Here is a 21,066-nt window from a genome sequence, read left to right on the forward strand (position 1 = left end):
GCGAGATTGGTCTTCAACCAATCCTGCTCGGCATTTTTCAGCGTCTGATCCTTCAGGTTGCGGATCATCTCGTTGATGTTGTCTTTGAGGGCAGCGACTTCGCCAGACGCTTCGACGCTAATCGAGCGAGTCAGATCACCCTTCGTGACGGCCGTGGAGACCTCAGCGATTGCGCGCACCTGGGTGGTCAGATTTGCGGCGAGCTGGTTGACGTTGTCGGTCAGGTCGCGCCATAGGCCGGCCGCTCCCGGCACGCGCGCCTGTCCACCGAGCTTGCCCTCGATACCCACCTCACGAGCCACGTTGGTCACTTGGTCGGCAAAGGTGGCCAGCGTTTCGATCATCCCGTTGATGGTGTCGGCCAGAGAGGCAATTTCACCTTTGGCGTCCACCGTCAGCTTGCGCTTGAGATTGCCTTGCGCGACCGCCGTTACGACGTCAGCGATGCCACGGACCTGATTGGTCAGGTTTGTCGCCATCAGGTTGACGTTGTCGGTCAGGTCTTTCCAGGTACCGGCAACGCCTTCGACACGAGCTTGACCGCCAAGCTTGCCTTCGGTGCCAACCTCACGCGCGACGCGGGTCACCTCGCCGGCGAAGGAATTGAGCTGGTCCACCATGGTGTTGATGGTCGACTTCAGCTCGAGGATTTCGCCCTTCACGTCGACAGTAATCTTCTTCGACAAATCACCGCGTGCGACGGCGGTCGTCACTTCGGCAATGTTGCGCACCTGACCAGTCAGATTCTCGGCCATCGAATTCACATTGTCAGTAAGGTCCTTCCACGTGCCGGCAACGCCGCGCACCTGCGCCTGACCGCCGAGCTTGCCTTCGGTGCCAACCTCGCGCGCCACGCGCGTCACTTCGCCAGCGAAGGAGTTGAGCTGGTCGACCATGGTGTTGATGGTCGACTTGAGCTCAAGAATTTCGCCCTTCACGTCGACCGTGATCTTCTTCGACAGATCGCCGAGCGCCACAGCCGTGGTGACTTCGGCGATGTTGCGGACCTGGCCGGTCAGATTGGCGGCCATGGCATTGACGTTGTCGGTCAGGTCCTTCCAGGTGCCGGCAACGCCGCGCACCTGCGCCTGGCCGCCCAACTTGCCGTCGGACCCGACCTCGCGTGCCACGCGTGTCACTTCCGACGCGAACGAATTCAACTGGTCGACCATCGTGTTGATGACGTCCTTGATCTGCAAAATCTCGCCCAAGGCATCAACAGTGATCTTCTGTGTCAGGTCGCCCGTCGCGATGGCTGTCGCCACCTTCGACACGTCGCGTAATTGTACGGTCAGATTGCCGGCCATGGCGTTGACATTGTCGGTCAGATCTTTCCACGTGCCACCGACGCCTTCCACATGCGCCTGACCGCCAAGCTTGCCTTCTGAACCGACCTCACGCGCCACGCGAGTGACTTCAGACGCGAACGAGTTCAACTGATCGACCATTGTATTGACGGTGTCCTTAAGCTCTAGGATTTCACCTTTGACGTCGACGGTGATCTTCTTAGACAKGTCACCTCGGGCCACGGCCGTGGTCACCTCGGCTATGTTGCGGACCTGGCCTGTCAGGTTGGCCGCCATGAGATTGACGTTGTCGGTCAAATCCTTCCAGGTGCCACCGACCCCCCTTACCTCCGCCTGGCCGCCAAGCTTTCCTTCCGTTCCCACCTCGCGCGCTACGCGGGTGACCTCCGAGGCAAACGAGTTCAGCTGATCGACCATCGTGTTGATGGTGTCCTTAAGCTCAAGGATTTCGCCTTGTACCGCCACGGTGATCTTCTTCGACAGATCGCCCGATGCGACCGCCGTCGTCACCTCGGCAATGTTGCGCACCTGACCGGTCAGATTCTCGGCCATTGAGTTGACGTTGTCAGTAAGGTCCTTCCACGTGCCGGCGACGCCGCGAACTTGTGCCTGGCCCCCGAGCTTGCCTTCTGTGCCGACCTCGCGTGCCACGCGCGTCACTTCGCCCGCGAACGAGTTGAGCTGGTCGACCATCGTGTTGATAGTCGACTTCAGTTCGAGGATTTCGCCCTTCACGTCGACCGTGATCTTCTTCGACAGATCGCCCAGCGCCACGGCGGTCGTCACCTCAGCAATGTTGCGCACCTGGCTAGTGAGGTTCTCAGCCATGGAATTCACATTGTCGGTCAAATCCTTCCATGTCCCGCCGACACCCTCGACGCGCGCCTGGCCACCGAGCTTGCCTTCTGTGCCGACCTCGCGTGCCACGCGCGTCACTTCCGACGCGAAGGAATTGAGCTGGTCGACCATCGTGTTGATGGTGTTCTTGAGTTCGAGGATCTCGCCCTTAACGTCGACCGTAATCTTCTTCGAGAGATCGCCCGAGGCAACCGCGGTGGTGACCTCTGCGATGTTGCGAACTTGGCCGGTCAGGTTGGTAGCCATGGCGTTGACGTTGTCAGTCAGATCTTTCCACGTGCCGGCAACGCCTTTCACGCGCGCCTGGCCACCGAGTTTGCCTTCGGTGCCGACCTCGCGCGCCACGCGCGTCACTTCGGAGGCGAAGGAGGCAAGCTGGCCCACCATGGTGTTGACGATCTTGCCGATGCGCAGAAATTCGCCGCGCAGCGGCCGCCCGTCGATTTCGACCATCATTGTTTGGGAAAGGTCGCCCTTGGCGACCGCGCCGATGACGCGGGCAACCTCGGCAGTCGGCTGAACCATGTCCTCGATCAGATCGTTGACCGATCTGACACTTGACTCCCAACTGCCAGTGGCGTTTCGAACCCGCCCGCGCTCACCTATCCGCCCATCCTTGCCGACGACCCTGCTGAGCCGCTCGAACTCACGCGTCACCTGATCGTTGAGATCAACGATCTCATTGAAGGTTTCTGCTATTTCCGAATCGAGCCCTTCGTAGACGTTGTCGATGCGGGTGGAAAAGTCACCGCGCCGGAAAGCTTTTAGAGAATTGAGGATGCTTCGACGGTCCAACTGTTTTTTGGATGCCTGCACTGTCACAGCGCCACTCCCCAGCCTAGTGGATTCAATGTTGGATAAATTGCCCCCGCGGCCAATGAGATATTCCGCCGCAACGCCGAAAACGCTTTAGTTTGAATATGGTTCCATCGTCGGTTGTTGCGCCTTGGGCTGGCTTATCGGACCTTCAATGCAGAGCCGTCCCCGCTCGTGACCTGGCCAAACAGGCTACGCCTGCCATCCGGACTTTGCCCATCGGCGTCGACAAAACACACCTTACGGGCGTCGAAGACCCAGCATAAAGGCGGTCAACGTAGCGCTCGCGCATGCCACAGCTAATAGCGCGACCACGACAGCGGAGTTCGACTTTTGCTCTGCGCGAAATGGAATGGGGCGTTGTGCCGGCGAAGCACTCGCGACTAGTGCATTCAGATCGGACCTGCTGCCATGTCGAACGGAATAGGCGCGAGTGAATTCGGCGCCGAGAAGAAAGATTTCCGATGAGTAGTAAACCCACAGGAGTATGACGAGCAGTCCGCCGGCGGCCCCATACGAGGATGCGATCGCACTGGTGCCGATATACCAGCCGATAAGTGATTTTCCGAGGGTGAACAGGGCAGCGGTCACCACAGCACCAATCCCTACGTCGCGCCATTGGAGGGTCCGATCCGGCAAGACTTTGTAGATTGCAGCGAACATAACAGAGATCAGGACAAACGAGACGACCGCGTTGATCATGCCGAGGACGATTGTGCCAAACGGCAGGTGAGCATTGATGATGTTTCCCAGCGCGGCGATCGCTGCGCTCGCAACGAGAGACACGAGCAACATGAAACCTAGCGCAGCAACCAAACCCAAACTTGCTGCACGGGCGCGGACCAGACGCGACAAGGAACTCCCCCGAGGTTCGACCTTCCATATTGTGTTCAGCGATTGCTGCATTTCGCCAAAGACGCCCGATGCGGCCACCAACAAGGTGACTATCCCGATCACCGCGGCCCAGGTTCCGGATAATTTGCTCGAGGCGCTCTCCAGCGCGGTCTGAAGGAGATCTGCGCTTGCTGGTCCCATCAGCCCCGAAATCTGAGCAGACAATGCCAATTGAGCAGCGTCCTGGCCGAAAACGAGACCTGCAATAGCGACGACGATCAGCAAAATTGGAGCCAGGGAGGTGGCGGCGTAAAAAGCCATCGCCGCCCCATGACTGAGAGCATTGTCGTTGATGAAGCCTACTACGCTTTCTCTCACCAAGCCCCATACATGTGTTATCGCGCTTCGCACTTTTTCGTCCGTGGTGGTGAGTTGCAATGGCGTCTACAAGCAATGCGCCAGAACTTCCGATGTTCCGATTGGCGGATACGACAGAGGAATTCGACGGAAAGCTCAGCGGATTTTCTGCCGGCGCGGGATCCGTCAGGATGCGCGTGCAATCGCGAGCGGCGTGACAAAAGTTCTTCAATGCATTCTCGCGAACTGCCGCACGTAGCAGGGCGACGCGGGTCGGATCAATGCTACCTGACAGGCACCGGAAAAGGCTCCCATGGGCGGGAACATATAGGGATTCGGAACTGAGATAGCGAGTCTTGGCATAAAACCCTTGTTACAGCAGTCTCAATTCTGTAATCGGGGTTTTAGTCAATCTGGTCGCTGATGGCTTTGGTTTTGTCAGCGCCGGAGTCTTAACTCCGGAACGTTTGACAATTGCCCAGCCGCTAGCAAAAAGGTGCGGTAAACGTGGGTCGTAACTGAATTACGAGTGAGCGGTGAGCCCCCTCTGCCTTGGGTTTGCCCGTCTCGGCTTTCCAAACTTATGATGATGGGCTAATGCACGTGGCGGCCGTGCGGTGCGTGTGTTAGTCCTTGTCCTTCATATCTTCGGCCTCGTCCTTTAGCTTTTGCCAGTCTGCGCCGTGCTTGCGGAGCAGAACCCGCGCCTGTTTGGGCGTTACATCTGTCACCTCCGTCAGGTGCTCAACCTCAAGTTCTGCACCCTTCACAACACGGCTTTGGTCGCTCTTTTTCTTCACAGCCATGTCTGCGCTCCTCGCCTATCGATCAGGGGCAACGAGCGCTAGTGATCATTGTTCCGGCAGCATTGGAACTATCTGCCGGCCGCTTAGGTTTCTCGGTGGAAGGAGGACGGCCATGCTGAAATTTCTAATCCGCCTCGGCGCGCTCTATGCGGCGTTCCAACTTGGTCGGGAATTCGGCCGAAAGGAAATCGAAGTGATGCTGTTGCCGCCGGTCGACTATGAACGGCGCCCGACTGCAGCGAATGAAGAGGAATTCGGCGAGGTATAGGCCTCATTTTTGTCATTCGCACGGTGAAGGTTTGTCCGCAGCGCTAGAATTCCTTTCATGATTGCGCCTGCCGCGGTAAGGCTTCGAGCTTTCGGTAACAGCGTCGGCGCTTCTCTCAAACCGACAATTTTCGCGCGGGTTGCTTGTCAGCAAAATGGTTACATCGTTGTACCTATTCGGTTGCCTGCCTGAAGCGCGAGCCATATCAGCCGGTCGAGGCGATTGGATCGAGTGCTACGACATGCCGTGCCGGGGGCGCTCGAAACATTGTGCAGAAGCGATGATGGAGGATGGCGGCGCGTGGCCTAAAAGCGGCTGTGTTTCCGATCCCGGCGCCGATGTCGCCTGCCTCTCCTACGAGCCAGTCACCCACATCAAGAGGTTTGAGGGCACCAAGACCCTCGTGATGGACTTTGGAATGACGTCGGAGAATACGTCGACACGCTGCCAACCTCCTCGCTGATCTGTTCGGTGGTGACGGCTGGGTTGTCGTATGCGTCCGGCTGGGTGGCGGCTATCGATTACGGTAGAGAGAGCGTCGGCGAAATGTGCCATCCGGCACGGGAAGATGCCCCATCCAACACGCAGGCGGCGAACTGAACGGTCGTCGCCGCTAAACGCGGCTGAGACCCACTGCATGTTGCTAACCAGATTACCGCGCCCACGATATGGCCAACGCGACCGGTTCCGAGCCGGCAGAGTGGAACCATTAAAAATAGCGGTCGTTACGCTGTTCACAAAAGGACGAGGAGGCAACGTGGAAAACGATGACGCTTCACCAATCGCCTCTGGCGTTGAAGGGCTCGACTATGTTCTACGAGGCGGGTACGCCAAATTCCGCTCTCACCTAGTGGAAGGCAGACCCGGTTCGGGGAAGACAACTCTCGGCCTGCAATTTCTAATCAAAGGCGCAGAGTCCGGAGAGAAGTGCCTTTACATAACGCTTTCCGAAAGCAAGCGTGAATTGCTCTCCGTTGCTGGGAGGCATGGCTTCAATCTCGAAGGTATAGAAATCTTGGAGCTGGTGCCGCCAGAGCTTAGCCTCGACCCGTCGCAGCTGCAGACATTGGTCCATTCTTCCGATCTGGAGCTTGGCGAAACTGTACAGTCAGCTCTTGCTGAAATCGAGCGCATTAAACCAGACCGCGTAGTGTTTGATTCGCTGTCCGAAATCCGGTTGCTGTCACAGGGGTCATTGCGCTATCGACGGCAGGTTCTGGCGTTGAAGAGCTTCTTTCTGCTCAGCAATGCGACTGTGCTGCTGCTCGACGACCTCACTGCAGAACCTGACGATCTGAATTTGCATTCGATCAGTCACGCGGTCATCCGGATGGAACAAGCATCGCCTGTTTACGGAGGCGAGCGCCGACGGTTGCGTGTTATCAAAATGCGCGGAGTTCAGATCCGCGGTGGCTTCCACGATTTTGTTATCCGACCAGGCGGCGTCATTGTCTTTCCGCGGTTGGTTGCCGCCGAACATGAAATGGCTGAGCTTAGTAGACCAGCCGTCAGCGGCAGCTCGGTCGACACGTTGGTCGGCGGAGGCCTGGAACGCGGCACCAGTACCTTGTTGATGGGGCCGTCCGGTGTTGGCAAGTCGACCATTGCCTGTACATATTGCCATGCAACCCTCACGCGTGGCGAGGGTGTCCTGGTTCTTCTGTTCGACGAAACTAAGTACATTTTCCTGTCGCGCGCTTCAGGGCTCGGCATGGATCTGAAGCCATTCACCGAGGATCGGAGATTATTGCTGGAACGGATCGACCCGGCGGAATTGTCGCCAGGCGAATTGTCGTCGCGCATCCAGTCTGCTGTCGAGCGCTCTGGTACCAGAATTGTCGTCGTCGATAGCCTAACCGGTTATCTCAACGCCATGTCGGAAGAGCAGCATCTCGTGCTTCAGATGCATGAGATTCTCACCTACCTCAATCAAAAGGGCGTGGTGACCATTCTGCTGTTGGCCAACCATGGATTAGTCGGCCAGATGGCAACTCCAGTCGACATGACGTACCTCTGTGATTCCGTCATGCTGTTGCGCTTCTTCGAAAGTGGAGGCCGATTGAGGCGAGCTATTTCCGTTGTCAAGAAGCGCATGGGGCCGCACGAAGACACCATTCGCGAGTTTAGGATCGGCGTAGCAGGCTTGACCGTGGGTGAGCCACTGGAGGAGTTCCGCGGGATCCTGAGCGGCGCACCTTCTTTTGAGGGCAAGCAGGGCGACCTCCTTAAAGATAAGGCTTCATGATGCCCTCAAACCGTGGTGTGCTCGTGCTTGCGCCCGTCGGGCGAGATGCCAAGATCGCCGCATCGATCCTTGCGGCCAGCGAGATCGAGGCGGATATCTGCGCGAGTTTAGAAGAAGCGCTTCCGCTTTTGGATCAAGCTAAGTGTCTAGTCGTTGCAGAAGAAGCTTTGATCAGCTCCAATCGAAATCAGTTTGCATCATGGCTCGAGCATCAGCCAGCGTGGTCCGATTTTCCGATCGTGCTGTTGACGATACGGGGAACAGAAATCGACAAGCGGCTAGCCTTCCTCGATCGTTATGTGATCGTGCTCGAGCGACCTTTCCTCGCATCGAGCCTCGCCAACTCCGTGCGGTCAGCCTTGCGTGCCCGCGCCCGCCAACTTGAGGTCAAGTCGTATATCGAACAGAAACAGGAAGTTGCCGACCGGCAGAAGTTGCTGATCAGAGAACTCCATCACCGCGTCAAGAATACGCTAGCCAATGTCCGAGCGATGATGAACGCAACGGCGAAATCGAGCGGTAGTGTAAACGATTTCGTGCGCGATTTCTCAGCGAGAATCGTGTCCCTCGCAGATACACACTCAATGCTCACCGACGACTACTGGCAAATGGCATCTTTGCACAAACTGCTGGAATCGGAACTTCGCCATTACGATACGAGCGATAGGTCGCGCATATTGCTTGATGGGCCGAATGTGGGGCTGGTCGCCGACATCGCAATTCCGATCGGGATGGCATTCCACGAGCTGGCATCAAACTCGTCGAAGTTTGGAGCCTTGTCTCGGCCTCGCGGTCGCCTTGAAGTTCGGTGGTCAATCAGCCGCTCCGGTGCCGCACAAATCGTCAATCTCGATTGGCGGGAGCGCGGCGGACCTGAGGTAAGCCAACCCCAACGCCGCGGTTTTGGCACGACGCTGCTTGAAAAGGTTGTTGCTGTGCAATGTGACGCGAAGGTCGAATTGAACTACCATCGAGAAGGCTTACAATTCGCCATGGCTTTGCCGCTCCGGGATACGAGGCTTGTGCCGACCTATTGATTGGCAGCTGCTATGCCGCTTCGGGTCTTGGTGATGCCGGACCGGGAGCCCGACTATATTGATGATGCTCACAGACAGTACAAGGGTCCAAAATGATACCGGGTTCAGAGAAGGGCGAAGCCGTTGAGCAATTGCTCGATTCGCCTGATCTCGCGACCGCGTTGGAAAGCGAACAGTTCAAAAAATTCCTCGACCAAGTGCCTATCGCTATTGCGGTTTCGGACCTGAACGCGAGCGAGCACGTCGTCTATGCAAATCCGGAGTTCGAAAGACTCTCTGGCCTGAAGGCCTCCAGATTGTCTCGTGAAAACTGGAAAGCACTTTCAGGAACTGGGGTTTCCCAGAAGGACAAGGCCCTAGCTGAGAGCGTTGTTAATGACACTGATTTCGTAGGAACATTTCGTCTCCAGCGGGACGTCGAAGAGCCGGCAGTCGTTGACGCCTATTCAAACGTGATAGTGGACGACGATGGAAAGAGTTGCTTTCGGCTCGTGGCACTGGTGAATGTGTCTCTCCACGGCGATGTCGCGCCCTCGATCGAGGATGATATCCGCGAGAAAGACACGCTGTTGCGTGAGTTGCAGCATCGGGTGAAAAACAATCTCCAGATGATCACGGCATTAATCCGGCTCGAGACACGCAATGCGGCCGAGCCTGATCAAAAGCGGTTCGAAAGGTTGGCGGGTCGCGTCGATGCCCTGGCGATCCTCTATCAAACACTGTCACTCGACGAGCAGAAGGATGAGGTCGATCTCGGTATCTATCTGAGCCAGATCGCATCCGCAGTAATGGCCTCGCATGCGGTCGAAGGCATACGCCTTGACATGAAGGTGGATACCTATCCGGTGTCGATCAATGTTGCCATGCCGACGGGATTGGTCGTGAACGAACTGCTGACTAACGCGCTCAAACATGGCTTTAAGGGGCGAGAAGGCGGTACAATCACACTGCATAGCGTTGTCGATGGCGACGGTTGCCGGATCATCATTGCGGACGATGGAATCGGGCTGCCAATAGACGGCAAACTGGGATCGCTCATTGCGCGTTCATTGACCGAGAATGCAAAAGCACAATTCGATGTTAACTCAAGGCCCGGCGAAGGAACCAAGATCACCATTGTTTTTAAGCGATCGGAAGTAGGGGGCTAACGATCGCCGCAAATACGAGCCGGTCCCGAGCACATGTCCAATTGTTCAACATCCGCCAATGACATTTCGCTACGACGATCCAATCAATTTAGCTTCCGCTCTTGGTTCCTCTGCGCCGAGCATCCTCTGCAATATCTGGCTTACGTCTGAGGCTCTCCACACACACTCAGAAGGCCGACCTTCAAGCACTCCAGCCCGATGTCAGTATCAGCGATGCTTCAAACAACTGCGCGCCGTTGTCGCTCCGGACCTTCACCGTAATCTTGACGAGATCGCTGTCCGGCATCTCATCGCGCGCTATATCATGCAGGATGCGCACAGCCTCGGACCGCGCCCGGTCTCGTGTCTCTAAAAGCTGACCCTCCTGATCCAGAACCTGCCCATCACTGTTGTAGACATCAAAGAAATATCGGTTCATCGCGAAATCACCGCAGCTCTTCAAGTTGCTAAATCTCCGCACCAATTCCCGGTTCCGTCACGCTGGCGTTTTGACGAAAAATGCCGCAGTTTGTCGGTGCAACGTGCAACGTTATTTACAAATGACTGGCGTGCCGCCCCTGCTTGAGACGTCAACCGCAATTGGCGCTCCTTCCCTTGAGGCTCGAGACGATGCTAGAACCTCTTTTTTTGCAGCTTGAGCAACACGATGTTGTTTCCGAAGCCGAACAGGCCCTGCTCGCCGCAACGATTTCAGCCCCACGGGATTTCGCCGTCGGCCAAGATTTGGTTTCAGCAGGATCTCGGCCAACCTACAGTACGTTGCTGGTCGACGGATTGGCAGCGCGCTACAAAGTGCTTGAGGATGGCGGCCGCCAATTCACGTCTCTGCAGGTGCCAGGAGATTTTGTCGACCTCCACGCCTTTCTTCTCAAGACCATGGACCACGGCATTGTTGCCTTGTCGCCCTGTCGTGTACTGATTGCCGATCATAATCGGCTTCGCAAGATCACCGAGACGGCACCCCATCTCACACGGCTTCTCTGGTTGGACACGCTCGTCGACGGCGCGATCCACCGCGAATGGATCGTTGCGATGGGTCGAAGGTCCAAGACATCCCATCTGGCCCATCTTGTCTGCGAACTTTACGTTCGATTGAAGGTCGTGAAGCGAACCAGTGGCATGAGTTTTCGCCTTCCGCTTAAGCAGGCGGAGCTCGCGGATGTGTTAGGCCTCTCGGTCGTTCACATGAACCGCATCATTGGGGAACTGCGCAAGCTGGGGGTGATAACCTGGGCGGATCAATCGTTGACGATTGTCGACTGGGAACGACTACAAGAGATTGCCGAATTCGATCCGACTTACCTCAGCCTGGTGCGAGAGTCCCGTTAGCCAGTGGTGTCAAGGGGACACAACTGCCTTCCAAAGCGTGACCTCCATTCATAAAACTTTAAGCCGGAGCGCCCTAAGCCTCTCTGTCTTTTCCTTTCGCGCAGCACATTCGGCGTCGATGAGAACTCTCGCTTCACGCGTTGCCCGTTCGATCTTCTCCTTGTCTACCCGCCGTCGACGTTGGACAACGGAATTTGACCCCGTCACCGACGCGTCGTGCAACGCACGCTCCATTGTCTCAGGATTTCGCACACCACTCTCATAGAGCCAGATGGCTCGTCGAGCGAGATGCTCGTACACCTCGCTGCCACGGCCGATGTTTCTCGGCAGGCAATATGTTTCGAGAACCTGAGCGATCAGGGTGAGTTGTTCCGGATCAGCGAAAACTGGCATGGCGGGCCTCCTTCGTCAAAATGGAAGAATCCCACCGGTCGTTCTTGCCCTCAATTTCAAATGTTATATGCACACAACCCGGAACTTCGGACTGCCTGTCTGATTCAGACAAATTGCTGCGTCTGGGAGGAGCGACTATAGAATGATTGGACCTGCCGAAGAAAGCTCATCGGGCGAAGTTAGTAAGAAGGCTTTGGCGCCTTATGTGGGCTGCGGATCGATCATGGCTATACAGGCGGGATGGACGCCGCTGAGGTTGGCATCGGCCTTCTCGCTTTGAGGGCTTATCCACTCAAGGAACTCGGATATGGCGAAGTGAATCGGGCAGAGCACCTCTCGGCGAGCGTCTTTTTTATCCCCGAAAGCGCTCGGTGGCCAATGGGATCTTGCCCTCAATCTTCATTGGTTTGTGGATTATAGAGCGTTTTCGTGTTCGGGATGAGCGCGCCGTTCGGCTTCGCCAAGCCATGCAACCCTCGCATGGGTTCTGCTTTGAGCACCGAGACTAGGGGACCGCCATCCGCCCGCCTCCGGCGCCGCTGTGGTGGCAGTTGACGGGCAACGTCGTAACAAAAGCCCCGCCGAAGCGGGGCTTTCAACGACGCCTACCCTCAGTAAGGCGAATTGCACTGCCTCCGTGGCCCATAGTTTGGTTGGAAGGTGTTGTCCGACGCGCGATAGCTGCGATAGCGGTCATAGCACCACTGCATATGGGCATCGCCGCCGCGATAGACGCGGTGCTGATTGTTGATAATGGCACCAGTGACTAGAGCGCCAGTTGCGAAGGCCGCCAGCGGGAACCAGTAGTCGCCGTGCCGGCGGTAACCACGGCGATATTCACGATAACCGCGATGACCGCGCCAGTACCTGCCGTCGTCGGGGGCAAAATTGCGATTGAAATTGCGTCTCCTCCACGGCTCGTACTGCACAAGCTGGACATCGGACGAGAGGCCCTGGCCTTGCGGCACATAGGTTGGCTCTGCATTGGCCGGCACGACCTCCGCCGCGGCGAAGGACACTGACAGTGTGGCCGCCAGCATACCCGAAACTATTCTGTTCATGATCTTCTCCTAAGGATGGTTGACGTCCCTATGGCATCGAAACATCCAAAAACTAGTATGGTTCCCGTCAGTCGATGCTAGCGGCTTGAAACGAAGCGCGGAGAGCGACCTGGCTATTGCCAACCGAGGAGCGCTGACATGAGCGAATGGTTCGGAGGGCGGGAGACTATGACTGGTAAGACTTTGAGGCAGGCCGTGGCCTAACTTCGTACCTCGTCGGCAGCAACGTTGCGCCGACAAAGACAGCGGGGCGCCAGGGCGACGCCCGTTGAGCCGTTTGCCCGTTCGACTGGGTACGAAATTAGCGAGAGCTACTACGAGGCGGCGGTGAGTGGCGCCGATGCGGTCACGGCGCGCCCTGGTTCTTCCGCATTTCGACTGCAGCCGCGACGAGCGACATGCCGAGCGCCGCACTCATCAAGCTGATCGAGATTTTTCGTCATCAGTTCAAATGAACCTTCCACGACTTGAGCGGCCGTATGCAGCCGGGAATAATCATGCTCTCCGTACTTGTCTGCGATGTTTTTGGATTGTAAAGATTTGTTTCCCGCCGGACTCCTCACGGGCTTTTCAGTTGCACTAAGCGCGATCATGGAGTGCGCATGGCCAAGAGATTGGGCGTATCTCACGCGCTTGCTGTCGCGGAAGCCAAGGGAACATTACCCCTAAAGGTTAGATCGGGGAGACCCACCTGAGCGCGAGTGATACGCCGACAACCACCTTTCGTCGTTCTGTGACGCCGTGGATTACCATTAGGGAAGCCGAGGCTATCGATCTGCTGTGGAGCAGTGGTCGTGCAGAGTGGGCACTCTCTCCATTGGAGTGATACGCCAAGTGAGCGGGCACCTGCCGCTTGAATTACGAGGTGAAGAGCCTACTCGCAGCGGTCGAGCCTCCCTTCTTCCCGACTCTGTGCGCTGCGGGGTGGCTTGCGGGGCTGCCTCGCCCCGAGCCACCGTCCTTTTTGCCGCCTCCGTCATCCTTGTTGACGGTAGCCCAGGCTCGCCTCTCGGCTTCCTTCTCGGACACGCCGCGCTTCTCGTAGCCCTCGGCAATGTGGTCGGCCTTCCGCTCCTGCTTGTCGGTATATTTCGATTTGTCGCCGAGTGGCATCGTTGCCTCCTAGTCCCTATGTTCCGGCATCGCTTTCAGTTCGTCCTTGGTCCACCACGTTACTGCGTGTACCTCGCCATCTTCGTCGCGCATGAAATCTAGTTTGTTGGCGGCGACGGCAACCGGCTTGGCGCCGATACCAAGGAAGCCGCCAACGTCGATGACGACCAGACCGCCATGCAGATGGTCTACCGAGCCGATTTTCTTGTCGTCAGGGCCATAGATGGTGGCCCCCTCCAGAACGTCCGGAGTGAGCTCGGCGCTGGTGAGACGTACGTGATTGAGTGGTCCATGTTTGCATCTCCTTTGCCACGTGAGACATAGCTAACCACGGAAGAAGCCAACGGTTCCCGGTGTAAACGCCAATGTTCCACTTGCTTAGATCGAAACGCAGCCGGGGCGCTCTCGCCAATTGCACGCCCAAGGCAAGGCCAAGGCCCAGACCGACGTGCAGGCCCAGGGCAAGGCCGCGACACAGTTCTGATCAAGCAACGTCACCGTCGACTAGAAAACCAAGATCACGGAGGCCATCAAAGAGACCAAGTCCAGCCGGTGTCGAATGTTTCGACATCTCAGTCGGCATCGAGATCCCCCGGCACATGATTCGGCTGCATCGTCTGCCGCCGCGTATCGTCAAGCCTGATCTGAAGGTGAGCTTGCCTAGGCCGCCATCAACGTCGCTGCCGAAGCAGCATAGCGAGGAGAGAGGTTCCTCCCCATCCCGTGCGAGCCCTGATGTTCGCTCCATCAGTCTCGCACCATGGGTTTGTCGAAGTCGAAATCTCCAGGCAGAAGCAGCGGCTCGGCAGATGGACGCCTGAAACGCAAAAAAGACCGGATGGTTGGGGCTCCGGCGGCCTCCCTGCATGGAGTAGCTGGAGATCGGCCTTCCAGGCAGGCTCCAACGGTTCAATCGGTCAGGAGGTCTGCCATGGAACTGTTCGTCGGTCTTGATGTTTCCGTTCGCATCACCAGCGTCTGCGTAATGGACACGGGTGGTATACTCATTCGAGAGAGCAAGGAGACCGAGGCGGAGGCGATCGGCGCCCTGCTTCGCGCAAATGGCGGCCCCTACAAGCGCGTCGGCCTTGAGGCGGGCCCACTCTCGCAATGGCTCTACGGTGGCGTGTCGGCTGCAGGCTATCCGGTGATCTGCGTCGAGACGCGGCACATGAAGGCTGCGCTCTCGGCTCAGATCAACAAGACCGATCGCAACGATGCCCGCGGCATCGCGCAGATGATGCGCGTCGGGCTCTACAAGCCGGTTTGTGTCAAGACGCCCGGAGCCAGGAAATCCGGATGCTGCACACAGCGCGCAAGTTCGTGCAGACGAAGATTCTCGATGCGGAGAACAACCTGGCGAGGCCTGCTACGCAACTTTGGCCTCAGGTCGGAGCCGTGACTAGACTCAATTCGAGCGGCGCAGTATCGAGTTGCTCGAATAAGCTCCGCATCTACACTTGGTGATCGGCCCCCCTGCTGGAAGTCCGCCGCGTTTTGAAAGAGCAGTTCCAGCGCCTGCACAAGGCAATGGAACGGCTGGCCGAGCGACAACACCTGCAAACTGCTCATGACGGCCCCCGGCGTCGGACCGATGGTCGCCCTGAGTTTTCGAGCCGGCGTCGACGAACCGGCGCTGGTATGTACGGTGAGGACCCCCTTTGCTTGACAAACCCAGCCCCAAAAGAGAAGCCCGCCACGAACGAAGCCGTGACGGGCCTTTCTTCTGTCTGCCTGGTTGAGGGACCAAGCAGTACTGGGATTAACCAGCATACGGCAACGAGCGGCGGAGGGATTGGTTGCGGACTGGATCACCAGTTGCATACGGGAGTTGTGCTCGCGCCTCTTGTTGGAAAATGATTGGGTGCCGCAGAGTTGGGGATAGACCACGGCGCAAACCATCGACAATCTTCTGAGTCTTCTGACATCGGGCACATCTTGACGGTCGAAATTCCCAGACCCATATCGCCGTGGGCGTTGCCCGTTGACGGCACCGCCCACATGAAACGCAAWTGTTCGCTCGACTCGGAGGATCCTATGAACGATCGGATATTTGACAGCCCTGTCTTCGTGCAAAGCGGGAATGGCCTCATTCAGGAAATCGCAGGCCTCGACGACGCTCTGGAGTTTCTCTACGAGTGGCCGAGAGACCGACGGGGGGTAATTTATGAGACCGCTCTTCGCGCCTGTCAGAGGGCATTTGACAGCGGTTAACCGCTTTCGGCCGCCCGCCAAGCTTTTTTGCGGCTTCGCTAAGTCGGCCAAGATTTATGAGGACGTGACCACTGCCTTGCCTTCGAAGGGAGACTGCGATGCTGTCCAAACCTTTCGAAAAGCCAGTCCGCGTCTGGGTCGGACTAGGCTTCCCTCGTCAACTTAACACTGTTCCCGACGCCTATCAGTTTGCCGTGGAGTGGTGTGGCAACAGCCCTGAGCAAAAAGCGGCAATACGCGCTTGCAAAGCTGCTTTGGTCGAAGATGTGGATCCTGAGACTGCACGAGGCGTTTTTGTCGCCTTCGCTCGCAAGAAAGACATCCTCATGGATGATGGGGCTGCGCCCTCGTTCCTCAGAAATCCGATGCCAAATCATGTCTAGGAGCCCAAGGCGGCTGCCGCAGAAGGTGGCCGCCTTTCCCTTGTCACACATTGAAACGAGCACGTTGATGGCGAAGGAAGCCGCAGTTAGATCACCCGTTCATGAGGTAAACGCTGCTCCGTATGACGCCGATTGCCAGGAAGCATTGGCGTCCCATGTAGACGAGCTGATAAGCCGCGCCGAAGCAGCCGGTTGGAACCGAACTCGTGTAGCTTCGGCATTAATGTACCTTGGAGCCAAGCGGCTAACTTTGGCCTCTTAAAGAACTCGATCAACCATCCGACTAGGCCTACCAGATGCTGGACCAGTAGGTAGTGAACAGGGGGGACGCTGCGCTTTGCCGCGTCAACCCAGGAATAACCCGCTGTAAGGAGATCGGAGACAGCTTCCCGCCAGCGCGCGTTTCCACTGGTCACTGTCCTACGCCTTCGAAACCTTCGAAGCGTTCCGCGCTTATTGGCGCCCGCCTGTGGCCCGGAGGAGGGATCGTTTGACCTTGCGGGAAAGCGTCAGGCTAGTAAACCCAGCGACAGGAGTTGACGCGATGCGAATTAGAGCCATGACCGAACAGGACGGCCCTGCCGCATCGAAGCTGCTTGGCGAGTCCTGGCGCCGCACATATGGACCAATCGCAGGCTGGGCGGAAACGGCCGATTTCGGACGTCCATCATGCCCCGCAGCGGCTCGCGGAGCGCATGATGATCGACATGCGTCCTTCTTCGCCATAGGACGCAGGCTTGCGATCGACAATCTCAAAACCGTACTTGCGGTAGAAGGCCAGCGCCCGATCGTTGCCCTCAAGTCGCAACCCGACTGGAAACCGACGTTCGATCGAGGGACTTAGGGACTTCAGTCTCAGTTGAGCTATCGCTAATATGCCTTTAGCTTAAGCAGTGCGGGGGACAATCCCAAAAGACCGACCCGCAAATGGCCGGTGTGGTCGTATCCCGCAACACCCCACTGCACCGGCCATTCCCCCACAGTAGCATCAGGCTGCCAAAATGGCGCTCGTAGCTCAAACAGGGCAGAGCGGAGGCTCAAATGGCCAGCGATAAGCGCAGGCAGGTTTCTATTCACGACCATCAGGTCGAATGCTTCGCCTCGGAGAACGGTTTGACTCCGGACCTGGCTTGGGAGTTTAAAACACGGCAACAGCCGCAAGGCCGTCATCAAAGCCGCGCAGGGTTTGAAAGGTGATGTCAGGCAACACGGCCGACCAGCCTCTTGCTCCCCTGTGGAGCCTCCGCCCCTGGAGGAGAGCGTGGGCTTTCAGTGGGCCTTGAGGAAGCGATGACCGACAAGCCGGCCACATCCTACGTTGTCAGCGTGTTTGAGAAGCCGCATTGGCGCACCGTGCTGACCACCAAGGACAAGGCCAAGGCCTTCGCGATGGCGAAGGAGATCGGCGACAAGGTGAGGGTTGACGAGATCACCCCCGAAGCCAAAGAAACACTAGGCGCCGTTCAGAAGCTATCGACGCTATCATCAGCGTATAGGATCTTCTTTACGGCGACGTCGGTCTTCGCGGTATGGTCCGACACTGGTCCGATAATCTTCCGATAGGGGCTGTCCGGGAAGTATGGATCATCCTCCCAGTAGAAAAATGGATTGGCGGAGGTCTGTGCRTGAGGCTCAAAGTCGATCGTCATTTTCGACTCGCTTACAAGCACGTCGTCGCCAAAAGCATCCTTGATCGTAATCAGAAGGGACAAGGCCTTCTCCCGCTTCGGCGGCATTAGCAAAAGACACATGATTCGACGCGCGAACTGTTTCTGCCCCGGTCGGGAGCCAGCACATTGTAGAAAGAATGCGACAACTGGACAGGTGGGCGCTCAGTCGAGCTAGCTTCTGCGCCTGTTGAAACTGGAAGAGCGTCATAGCAGGCCAATCGTTCAATCTGGCCGGCGGTCTGTCGACAATTTTCGACGCCCTGAGCTGTTGCTTCCCCGGCGGCGAACACCAGTGAAATCAACGCGAAGATTACCCTCCACAGGGTCTTTTGCTCCTCGCCAGTTGGAGAATACTTGCGCCAACCGGACCATAAGCGCAAGCCGGCTCCCCGAAGAGAGCAGCGCTTGACGATTTCAGCGAATGAGACGAGTCACGAGCGAAGTCCCAATGCATCGAACCGTGGCCCGGGCCGAGCCGGTCGATGAGCGCTTGGGCGTCGAGCTTTGTCGACTTGCAGCATGCCGGATGTCCGCAATTGACGGCGGGTTCAACCGATCGCTGCAACACACTCAGCGAACTTCTCCGCTGGGGTCTGATAGAGCAAGGTCTTTCTGGGGCGTCCGTTGAACTGCCGCGCGATGGCGCTGAGCTTTGCCTGGCTGTGTAGGGACAGGTCGGTGCCACGTGGCAGATATTGGCGCAGCAGTCGGTTGGTGTTTTCATTCGAGCCGCGCTGCCAGGGCGATCGAGGATCGCAGAAGTAGACCTCGACGTCCGTGGCCAGCGTCAGCCGCTGGTGGTCGGCAAGCTCTTTGCCTCGGTCCCACGTCAGCGATTGATAGAGCTCTCCGGGCAATTTCTGCGACTGCTTGATTAGGGCTGATACGACGCTTTCGGTATCTTTATTGGCGACCTTGATCAGCATCACATAGCGCGAGTGACGCTCGACCAGCGTCGCCACGTAGCTGTTCTTGGACCCGCCGATGAGGTCGCCCTCCCAGTGGCCGGGAACTGCTCGATCTTCGACGGTGGCGGGCCGTTCGCTGATGGAGATTGCATCCTTGATCTGGCCCAGCCCACTCCGCTTCATGCTGGCGTACCGGGAACGGCGGATCGTGCGCCTGGCTCTAAGATGCTCCAGCAGTTCCTTTTTCAGCACTCCGCGTGCCTGAATGAACAGGCTGCGATAGATCGTTTCGTGCGACACCTGATTATGCGGCTCCCCTGGGTAGGTGCGCTTGAGCCAGCCGGCAATCTGCTCTGGCGACCATTTCCGCTGCAGCTTGACCGATACTGTCCGGGCTAGGGACGGACAGCAAGCCAGCTTGCACAGCTTGGGGCGCAGGGCCCGATCCCAAGCGGCGTGATCGGAACGTGCTGCTCTATACCGATCAGGCCCGCCATTGCGAAGGACCTCACGACTGATCGTGGACGGCGATCGACCCAGTGTGTGGGCGATCGAACGCAAAGAGCACCGCGTACTGAGCCCTCGGGATATCTCCTCCCGCTCGCCCAGACTGAGCGCCTTGGGCGCCCGTCGCCGCTCGGCTGGGCGAATGCCGCCGGCTGGGGAGATCACCGAGAACACCGATGATGACGCCCGATCAAACCGCCGCCCAATCGACTTCATCGACTCGCCAGCCTGCCATCGATCCCAGATCTCCGATCGCTGGGCGGCAGAATAATAGATGCGACGTCGCTGCTTCATGGCCCACACTCCATCTTTGATGAAAGACTAGTGTGTTGCCCTCACCGATTGAGCCCACCGCGTGAAGCGAACGTTGGCAGGGAGGGTGTCTGCGAGGGTCATGGGCATGGCGAGCTCCGTTTGAAAGGGGCGCCGCAACGGCAGGATTATATTCCTCATCTCGGTGAAACTGACAAGGCCCAAGCCATCTCGTTTATTTTGATACGAGGGCGAACCGCTCGCAGCCGGTTTGGGAATATTTTAGCTCCACGCCTGTGCCAGTGAAATATTGGCACGAGAACAAGCCCGATGCTTCCTTTTCCTCATAGACGAGCAGTTGGGTGGACGTGGCTACCAACGCTACAGCGGTCCCCGCTGCACTTAAGACTATCAGCACARTGAGACCGGTGATCAATTGCATCCTATCCCACTCCGGGTGCTTACGAAAAAAGCCCGCCGCCAAGGGCATAGCAGCGGGCCTTTTGACACAGGATTGGCCGGTCGGAATATGGGCTTGGGTGATCCGGCCGATGCAATAAACGACAGCTCCGAAAATTTGTTCCCCCCTGGCCACCACATATATTAGCAACCTCTTGACGAGGCCGGGGACCGCTCCAGAATCTTCCGCACGGCGCGTGAAAAGAGGCATTGGAGAGGTTGCAGTGACCGCCACGGTGCGACGGCGGGTCGATGAGGACTTCGTCAGCGTCTCGATCCCCACCTATGATTTTCCGCATTTGGTCCGCGATTCCAGCAAGGTCACGCTCGGGGCAGGAGATCGAGCTTACTCCTGCACACCAATGGTCCGTCGCGCGCGCGGCGATTATGCGGCGGAGGCGTTCCTGCGCTTCAAGCATATGCGCGAGGCGCGGACGAACCCGCCCGCGCCAAGCATCGAATGAAAAGCCCGCGGATCGATGGGCGGCGAAATGGTCCCGTCGGAAAAATTTGGAGCCCATAGGGCTCCGCCAGCGAGCGTCCCCCTTGCCGAGTCTCCACGCCGCCGACGCCTCCCCGGCGTCCTGGCGCCTGCCAGTGGCGCCAAGTCTCGCCTCAATTGTACTTGGGAAGCATCCTTGTCAGAACTGCATCGCGGCGGATGAAGTGATGATAGAGTGCGGCCACAGCATGCAAGCTGGCCGCGATCAAAATTCTATTGGCACACAATGAATGAAGTTCGCGAAGCGTGCGCGCCGTAGCTCGATCTGGGGCAAATGGTGTTCGCACCGTGAAGAGGCCGAAGAAACTCAACGCGTCCCCCCTAAACCAAGTCACAAGAATGCCCAACACAGGTATCGCCCAGCGGCGTGCGCCGATGCGACTTCTCGATAATGCTGACGATGTAGGTCTGTTGATTGCCACTGAGAACTGACCCGGCAACACAGGATATTTCCATCGAGAATTGACCCATGTTTGAACCTTGCCCTGCGTTTTTCAGCGGGGGCTACGGAGTGATCGACATGGCATTACTGAGCGTGATCCGACGCTGGCATTTTCGAGAGCATCTATCGATCCGTGAGATTAGCCGTAGGACCGGCC

Annotated in this window: 21 protein-coding genes and 1 pseudogene; 11 read left to right on the top strand and 11 right to left on the bottom strand. The window is 57.6% G+C overall.

The genetic code is table 11. From position 1 onward, the window contains the following. From AC1DZP_RS34345 to AC1DZP_RS34355, 3 genes are all read right to left on the bottom strand, one after another. On the bottom strand, nucleotides 1–2,981 hold a 2,981-nt coding region (locus AC1DZP_RS34345), incomplete at its 3' end, for a HAMP domain-containing protein (RefSeq protein ID WP_477308612.1). 240 nt (nucleotides 2,982–3,221) lie between these two features. Further along, entirely contained in the window at nucleotides 3,222–4,253 is a 1,032-nt protein-coding gene (locus AC1DZP_RS34350) for a YihY/virulence factor BrkB family protein (protein WP_477308579.1), read from the bottom strand. A 545-nt stretch (nucleotides 4,254–4,798) separates the two neighbouring features. After that, the gene (locus tag AC1DZP_RS34355; RefSeq protein WP_477291901.1) at nucleotides 4,799–4,978 is read right to left on the bottom strand and encodes a hypothetical protein; all 180 of its coding nucleotides are present in this window, start codon (nucleotides 4,976–4,978) and stop codon (nucleotides 4,799–4,801) included. Nucleotides 4,979–5,090: 112 nt separating this feature from the next. Between AC1DZP_RS34355 and AC1DZP_RS34360 the strand changes: the two genes are divergently transcribed. The 4 genes from AC1DZP_RS34360 to AC1DZP_RS34375 all read left to right on the top strand — a co-directional run bounded on the left by AC1DZP_RS34360 (nucleotide 5,091) and on the right by AC1DZP_RS34375 (nucleotide 9,676). After that, nucleotides 5,091–5,246, top strand: coding sequence for a hypothetical protein (locus tag AC1DZP_RS34360; protein WP_477308581.1), 156 nt, complete (start codon nucleotides 5,091–5,093; stop codon nucleotides 5,244–5,246). A 757-nt stretch (nucleotides 5,247–6,003) separates the two neighbouring features. Further along, nucleotides 6,004–7,491: an ATPase domain-containing protein gene (locus tag AC1DZP_RS34365; RefSeq protein ID WP_477308583.1), complete on the top strand. Its 1,488-nt coding sequence runs from the start codon at nucleotides 6,004–6,006 to the stop codon at nucleotides 7,489–7,491. Then, nucleotides 7,488–8,528 carry a sensor histidine kinase gene (locus AC1DZP_RS34370; protein WP_477308585.1) on the top strand — a complete coding sequence of 347 codons (1,041 nt, stop codon included), beginning with the start codon at nucleotides 7,488–7,490 and terminating at the stop codon, nucleotides 8,526–8,528. The genes AC1DZP_RS34365 and AC1DZP_RS34370 overlap by 4 nt, the downstream gene beginning before the upstream one ends. 92 nt (nucleotides 8,529–8,620) lie before the next feature. Beyond that, nucleotides 8,621–9,676, top strand: coding sequence for a sensor histidine kinase (locus tag AC1DZP_RS34375; protein ID WP_477308587.1), 1,056 nt, complete (start codon nucleotides 8,621–8,623; stop codon nucleotides 9,674–9,676). Between the two features lie 181 nt (nucleotides 9,677–9,857). Here AC1DZP_RS34375 and AC1DZP_RS34380 read toward each other — a convergent pair whose 3' ends face one another. After that, the gene (locus AC1DZP_RS34380) at nucleotides 9,858–10,094 is read right to left on the bottom strand and encodes a DUF6894 family protein (protein WP_477291894.1); all 237 of its coding nucleotides are present in this window, start codon (nucleotides 10,092–10,094) and stop codon (nucleotides 9,858–9,860) included. Nucleotides 10,095–10,285: 191 nt separating this feature from the next. On the opposite strand from AC1DZP_RS34380, the gene AC1DZP_RS34385 reads away from it, so the two are divergent. After that, nucleotides 10,286–11,005 (top strand): Crp/Fnr family transcriptional regulator, encoded by a 720-nt coding sequence (locus AC1DZP_RS34385; protein ID WP_477291893.1) that lies wholly within the window; start codon nucleotides 10,286–10,288, stop codon nucleotides 11,003–11,005. A gap of 48 nt (nucleotides 11,006–11,053) precedes the next feature. On the opposite strand, the gene AC1DZP_RS34390 is transcribed toward AC1DZP_RS34385, so the two are convergent. From AC1DZP_RS34390 to AC1DZP_RS34410, 5 genes and pseudogenes are all read right to left on the bottom strand, one after another. Then, complete coding sequence (locus AC1DZP_RS34390; protein ID WP_477308589.1) at nucleotides 11,054–11,398, bottom strand: hypothetical protein; 345 nt, start codon at nucleotides 11,396–11,398, stop codon at nucleotides 11,054–11,056. A gap of 611 nt (nucleotides 11,399–12,009) precedes the next feature. After that, entirely contained in the window at nucleotides 12,010–12,459 is a 450-nt protein-coding gene (locus AC1DZP_RS34395) for a BA14K family protein (RefSeq protein ID WP_477308591.1), read from the bottom strand. Nucleotides 12,460–12,773: 314 nt separating this feature from the next. After that, the gene (locus tag AC1DZP_RS34400) at nucleotides 12,774–13,052 is read right to left on the bottom strand and encodes a hypothetical protein (RefSeq protein WP_477308593.1); all 279 of its coding nucleotides are present in this window, start codon (nucleotides 13,050–13,052) and stop codon (nucleotides 12,774–12,776) included. A 265-nt stretch (nucleotides 13,053–13,317) separates the two neighbouring features. Beyond that, nucleotides 13,318–13,572, bottom strand: coding sequence for a plasmid stabilization protein (locus AC1DZP_RS34405; RefSeq protein ID WP_477308595.1), 255 nt, complete (start codon nucleotides 13,570–13,572; stop codon nucleotides 13,318–13,320). Between the two features lie 9 nt (nucleotides 13,573–13,581). Next, a pseudogene (locus tag AC1DZP_RS34410) lies at nucleotides 13,582–13,865 on the bottom strand (PRC-barrel domain containing protein). Nucleotides 13,866–14,503: 638 nt separating this feature from the next. Here AC1DZP_RS34410 and AC1DZP_RS34415 point away from each other — a divergent pair. The 5 genes from AC1DZP_RS34415 (at nucleotide 14,504) to AC1DZP_RS34435 (ending at nucleotide 17,732) form a co-directional block, all read left to right on the top strand. Continuing rightward, complete coding sequence (locus AC1DZP_RS34415; RefSeq protein WP_477308597.1) at nucleotides 14,504–14,974, top strand: IS110 family transposase; 471 nt, start codon at nucleotides 14,504–14,506, stop codon at nucleotides 14,972–14,974. A 635-nt stretch (nucleotides 14,975–15,609) separates the two neighbouring features. After that, complete coding sequence (locus AC1DZP_RS34420; RefSeq protein WP_477308599.1) at nucleotides 15,610–15,786, top strand: DUF982 domain-containing protein; 177 nt, start codon at nucleotides 15,610–15,612, stop codon at nucleotides 15,784–15,786. Nucleotides 15,787–15,884: 98 nt separating this feature from the next. Further along, nucleotides 15,885–16,169, top strand: a complete 285-nt coding sequence (locus tag AC1DZP_RS34425) for a DUF982 domain-containing protein (RefSeq protein ID WP_477308601.1) — start codon at nucleotides 15,885–15,887, stop codon at nucleotides 16,167–16,169. A 1,041-nt stretch (nucleotides 16,170–17,210) separates the two neighbouring features. Beyond that, a complete protein-coding gene (locus tag AC1DZP_RS34430; protein WP_477308603.1) occupies nucleotides 17,211–17,366 on the top strand; it encodes a hypothetical protein in 156 nt (51 codons plus the stop codon). A gap of 93 nt (nucleotides 17,367–17,459) precedes the next feature. Further along, entirely contained in the window at nucleotides 17,460–17,732 is a 273-nt protein-coding gene (locus AC1DZP_RS34435) for a hypothetical protein (protein ID WP_477308605.1), read from the top strand. Between the two features lie 655 nt (nucleotides 17,733–18,387). Here AC1DZP_RS34435 and AC1DZP_RS34440 read toward each other — a convergent pair. After that, on the bottom strand, nucleotides 18,388–19,548 hold the full coding sequence (locus AC1DZP_RS34440) for an IS30 family transposase (protein WP_477308607.1): 1,161 nt from the start codon (nucleotides 19,546–19,548) through the stop codon (nucleotides 18,388–18,390). Between the two features lie 641 nt (nucleotides 19,549–20,189). Here AC1DZP_RS34440 and AC1DZP_RS34445 point away from each other — a divergent pair. Further along, nucleotides 20,190–20,429, top strand: coding sequence for a hypothetical protein (locus AC1DZP_RS34445; protein WP_477308609.1), 240 nt, complete (start codon nucleotides 20,190–20,192; stop codon nucleotides 20,427–20,429). A 151-nt stretch (nucleotides 20,430–20,580) separates the two neighbouring features. Here the strand turns inward: AC1DZP_RS34445 and AC1DZP_RS34450 are convergent, their stop codons facing one another. Further along, nucleotides 20,581–20,910 carry a cytochrome b gene (locus AC1DZP_RS34450; RefSeq protein ID WP_477308611.1) on the bottom strand — a complete coding sequence of 110 codons (330 nt, stop codon included), beginning with the start codon at nucleotides 20,908–20,910 and terminating at the stop codon, nucleotides 20,581–20,583. Between the last annotated feature and the right edge of the window lie 156 nt (nucleotides 20,911–21,066).

Source organism: Mesorhizobium sp. P2_F8 (assembly GCF_056403655.1).

Excerpts from the sequence above, each read along its gene's own strand:
- AC1DZP_RS34385 (WP_477291893.1), top strand. The coding sequence starts at position 10,286 with ATGCTAGAACCTCTTTTTTTGCAGCTTGAGCAACACGATGTTGTTTCC.
- AC1DZP_RS34440 (WP_477308607.1), bottom strand. The coding sequence starts at position 19,548 with ATGAAGCAGCGACGTCGCATCTATTATTCTGCCGCCCAGCGATCGGAG.
- AC1DZP_RS34400 (WP_477308593.1), bottom strand. The coding sequence starts at position 13,052 with ATGATCGCGCTTAGTGCAACTGAAAAGCCCGTGAGGAGTCCGGCGGGA.
- AC1DZP_RS34380 (WP_477291894.1), bottom strand. The coding sequence starts at position 10,094 with ATGAACCGATATTTCTTTGATGTCTACAACAGTGATGGGCAGGTTCTG.
- AC1DZP_RS34375 (WP_477308587.1), top strand. The coding sequence starts at position 8,621 with ATGATACCGGGTTCAGAGAAGGGCGAAGCCGTTGAGCAATTGCTCGAT.
- AC1DZP_RS34425 (WP_477308601.1), top strand. The coding sequence starts at position 15,885 with ATGCTGTCCAAACCTTTCGAAAAGCCAGTCCGCGTCTGGGTCGGACTA.
- AC1DZP_RS34405 (WP_477308595.1), bottom strand. The coding sequence starts at position 13,572 with ATGCCACTCGGCGACAAATCGAAATATACCGACAAGCAGGAGCGGAAG.
- AC1DZP_RS34390 (WP_477308589.1), bottom strand. The coding sequence starts at position 11,398 with ATGCCAGTTTTCGCTGATCCGGAACAACTCACCCTGATCGCTCAGGTT.
- AC1DZP_RS34355 (WP_477291901.1), bottom strand. The coding sequence starts at position 4,978 with ATGGCTGTGAAGAAAAAGAGCGACCAAAGCCGTGTTGTGAAGGGTGCA.
- AC1DZP_RS34415 (WP_477308597.1), top strand. The coding sequence starts at position 14,504 with ATGGAACTGTTCGTCGGTCTTGATGTTTCCGTTCGCATCACCAGCGTC.
- AC1DZP_RS34370 (WP_477308585.1), top strand. The coding sequence starts at position 7,488 with ATGATGCCCTCAAACCGTGGTGTGCTCGTGCTTGCGCCCGTCGGGCGA.
- AC1DZP_RS34420 (WP_477308599.1), top strand. The coding sequence starts at position 15,610 with ATGAACGATCGGATATTTGACAGCCCTGTCTTCGTGCAAAGCGGGAAT.
- AC1DZP_RS34395 (WP_477308591.1), bottom strand. The coding sequence starts at position 12,459 with ATGAACAGAATAGTTTCGGGTATGCTGGCGGCCACACTGTCAGTGTCC.
- AC1DZP_RS34360 (WP_477308581.1), top strand. The coding sequence starts at position 5,091 with ATGCTGAAATTTCTAATCCGCCTCGGCGCGCTCTATGCGGCGTTCCAA.
- AC1DZP_RS34430 (WP_477308603.1), top strand. The coding sequence starts at position 17,211 with ATGGCCAGCGATAAGCGCAGGCAGGTTTCTATTCACGACCATCAGGTC.
- AC1DZP_RS34435 (WP_477308605.1), top strand. The coding sequence starts at position 17,460 with ATGACCGACAAGCCGGCCACATCCTACGTTGTCAGCGTGTTTGAGAAG.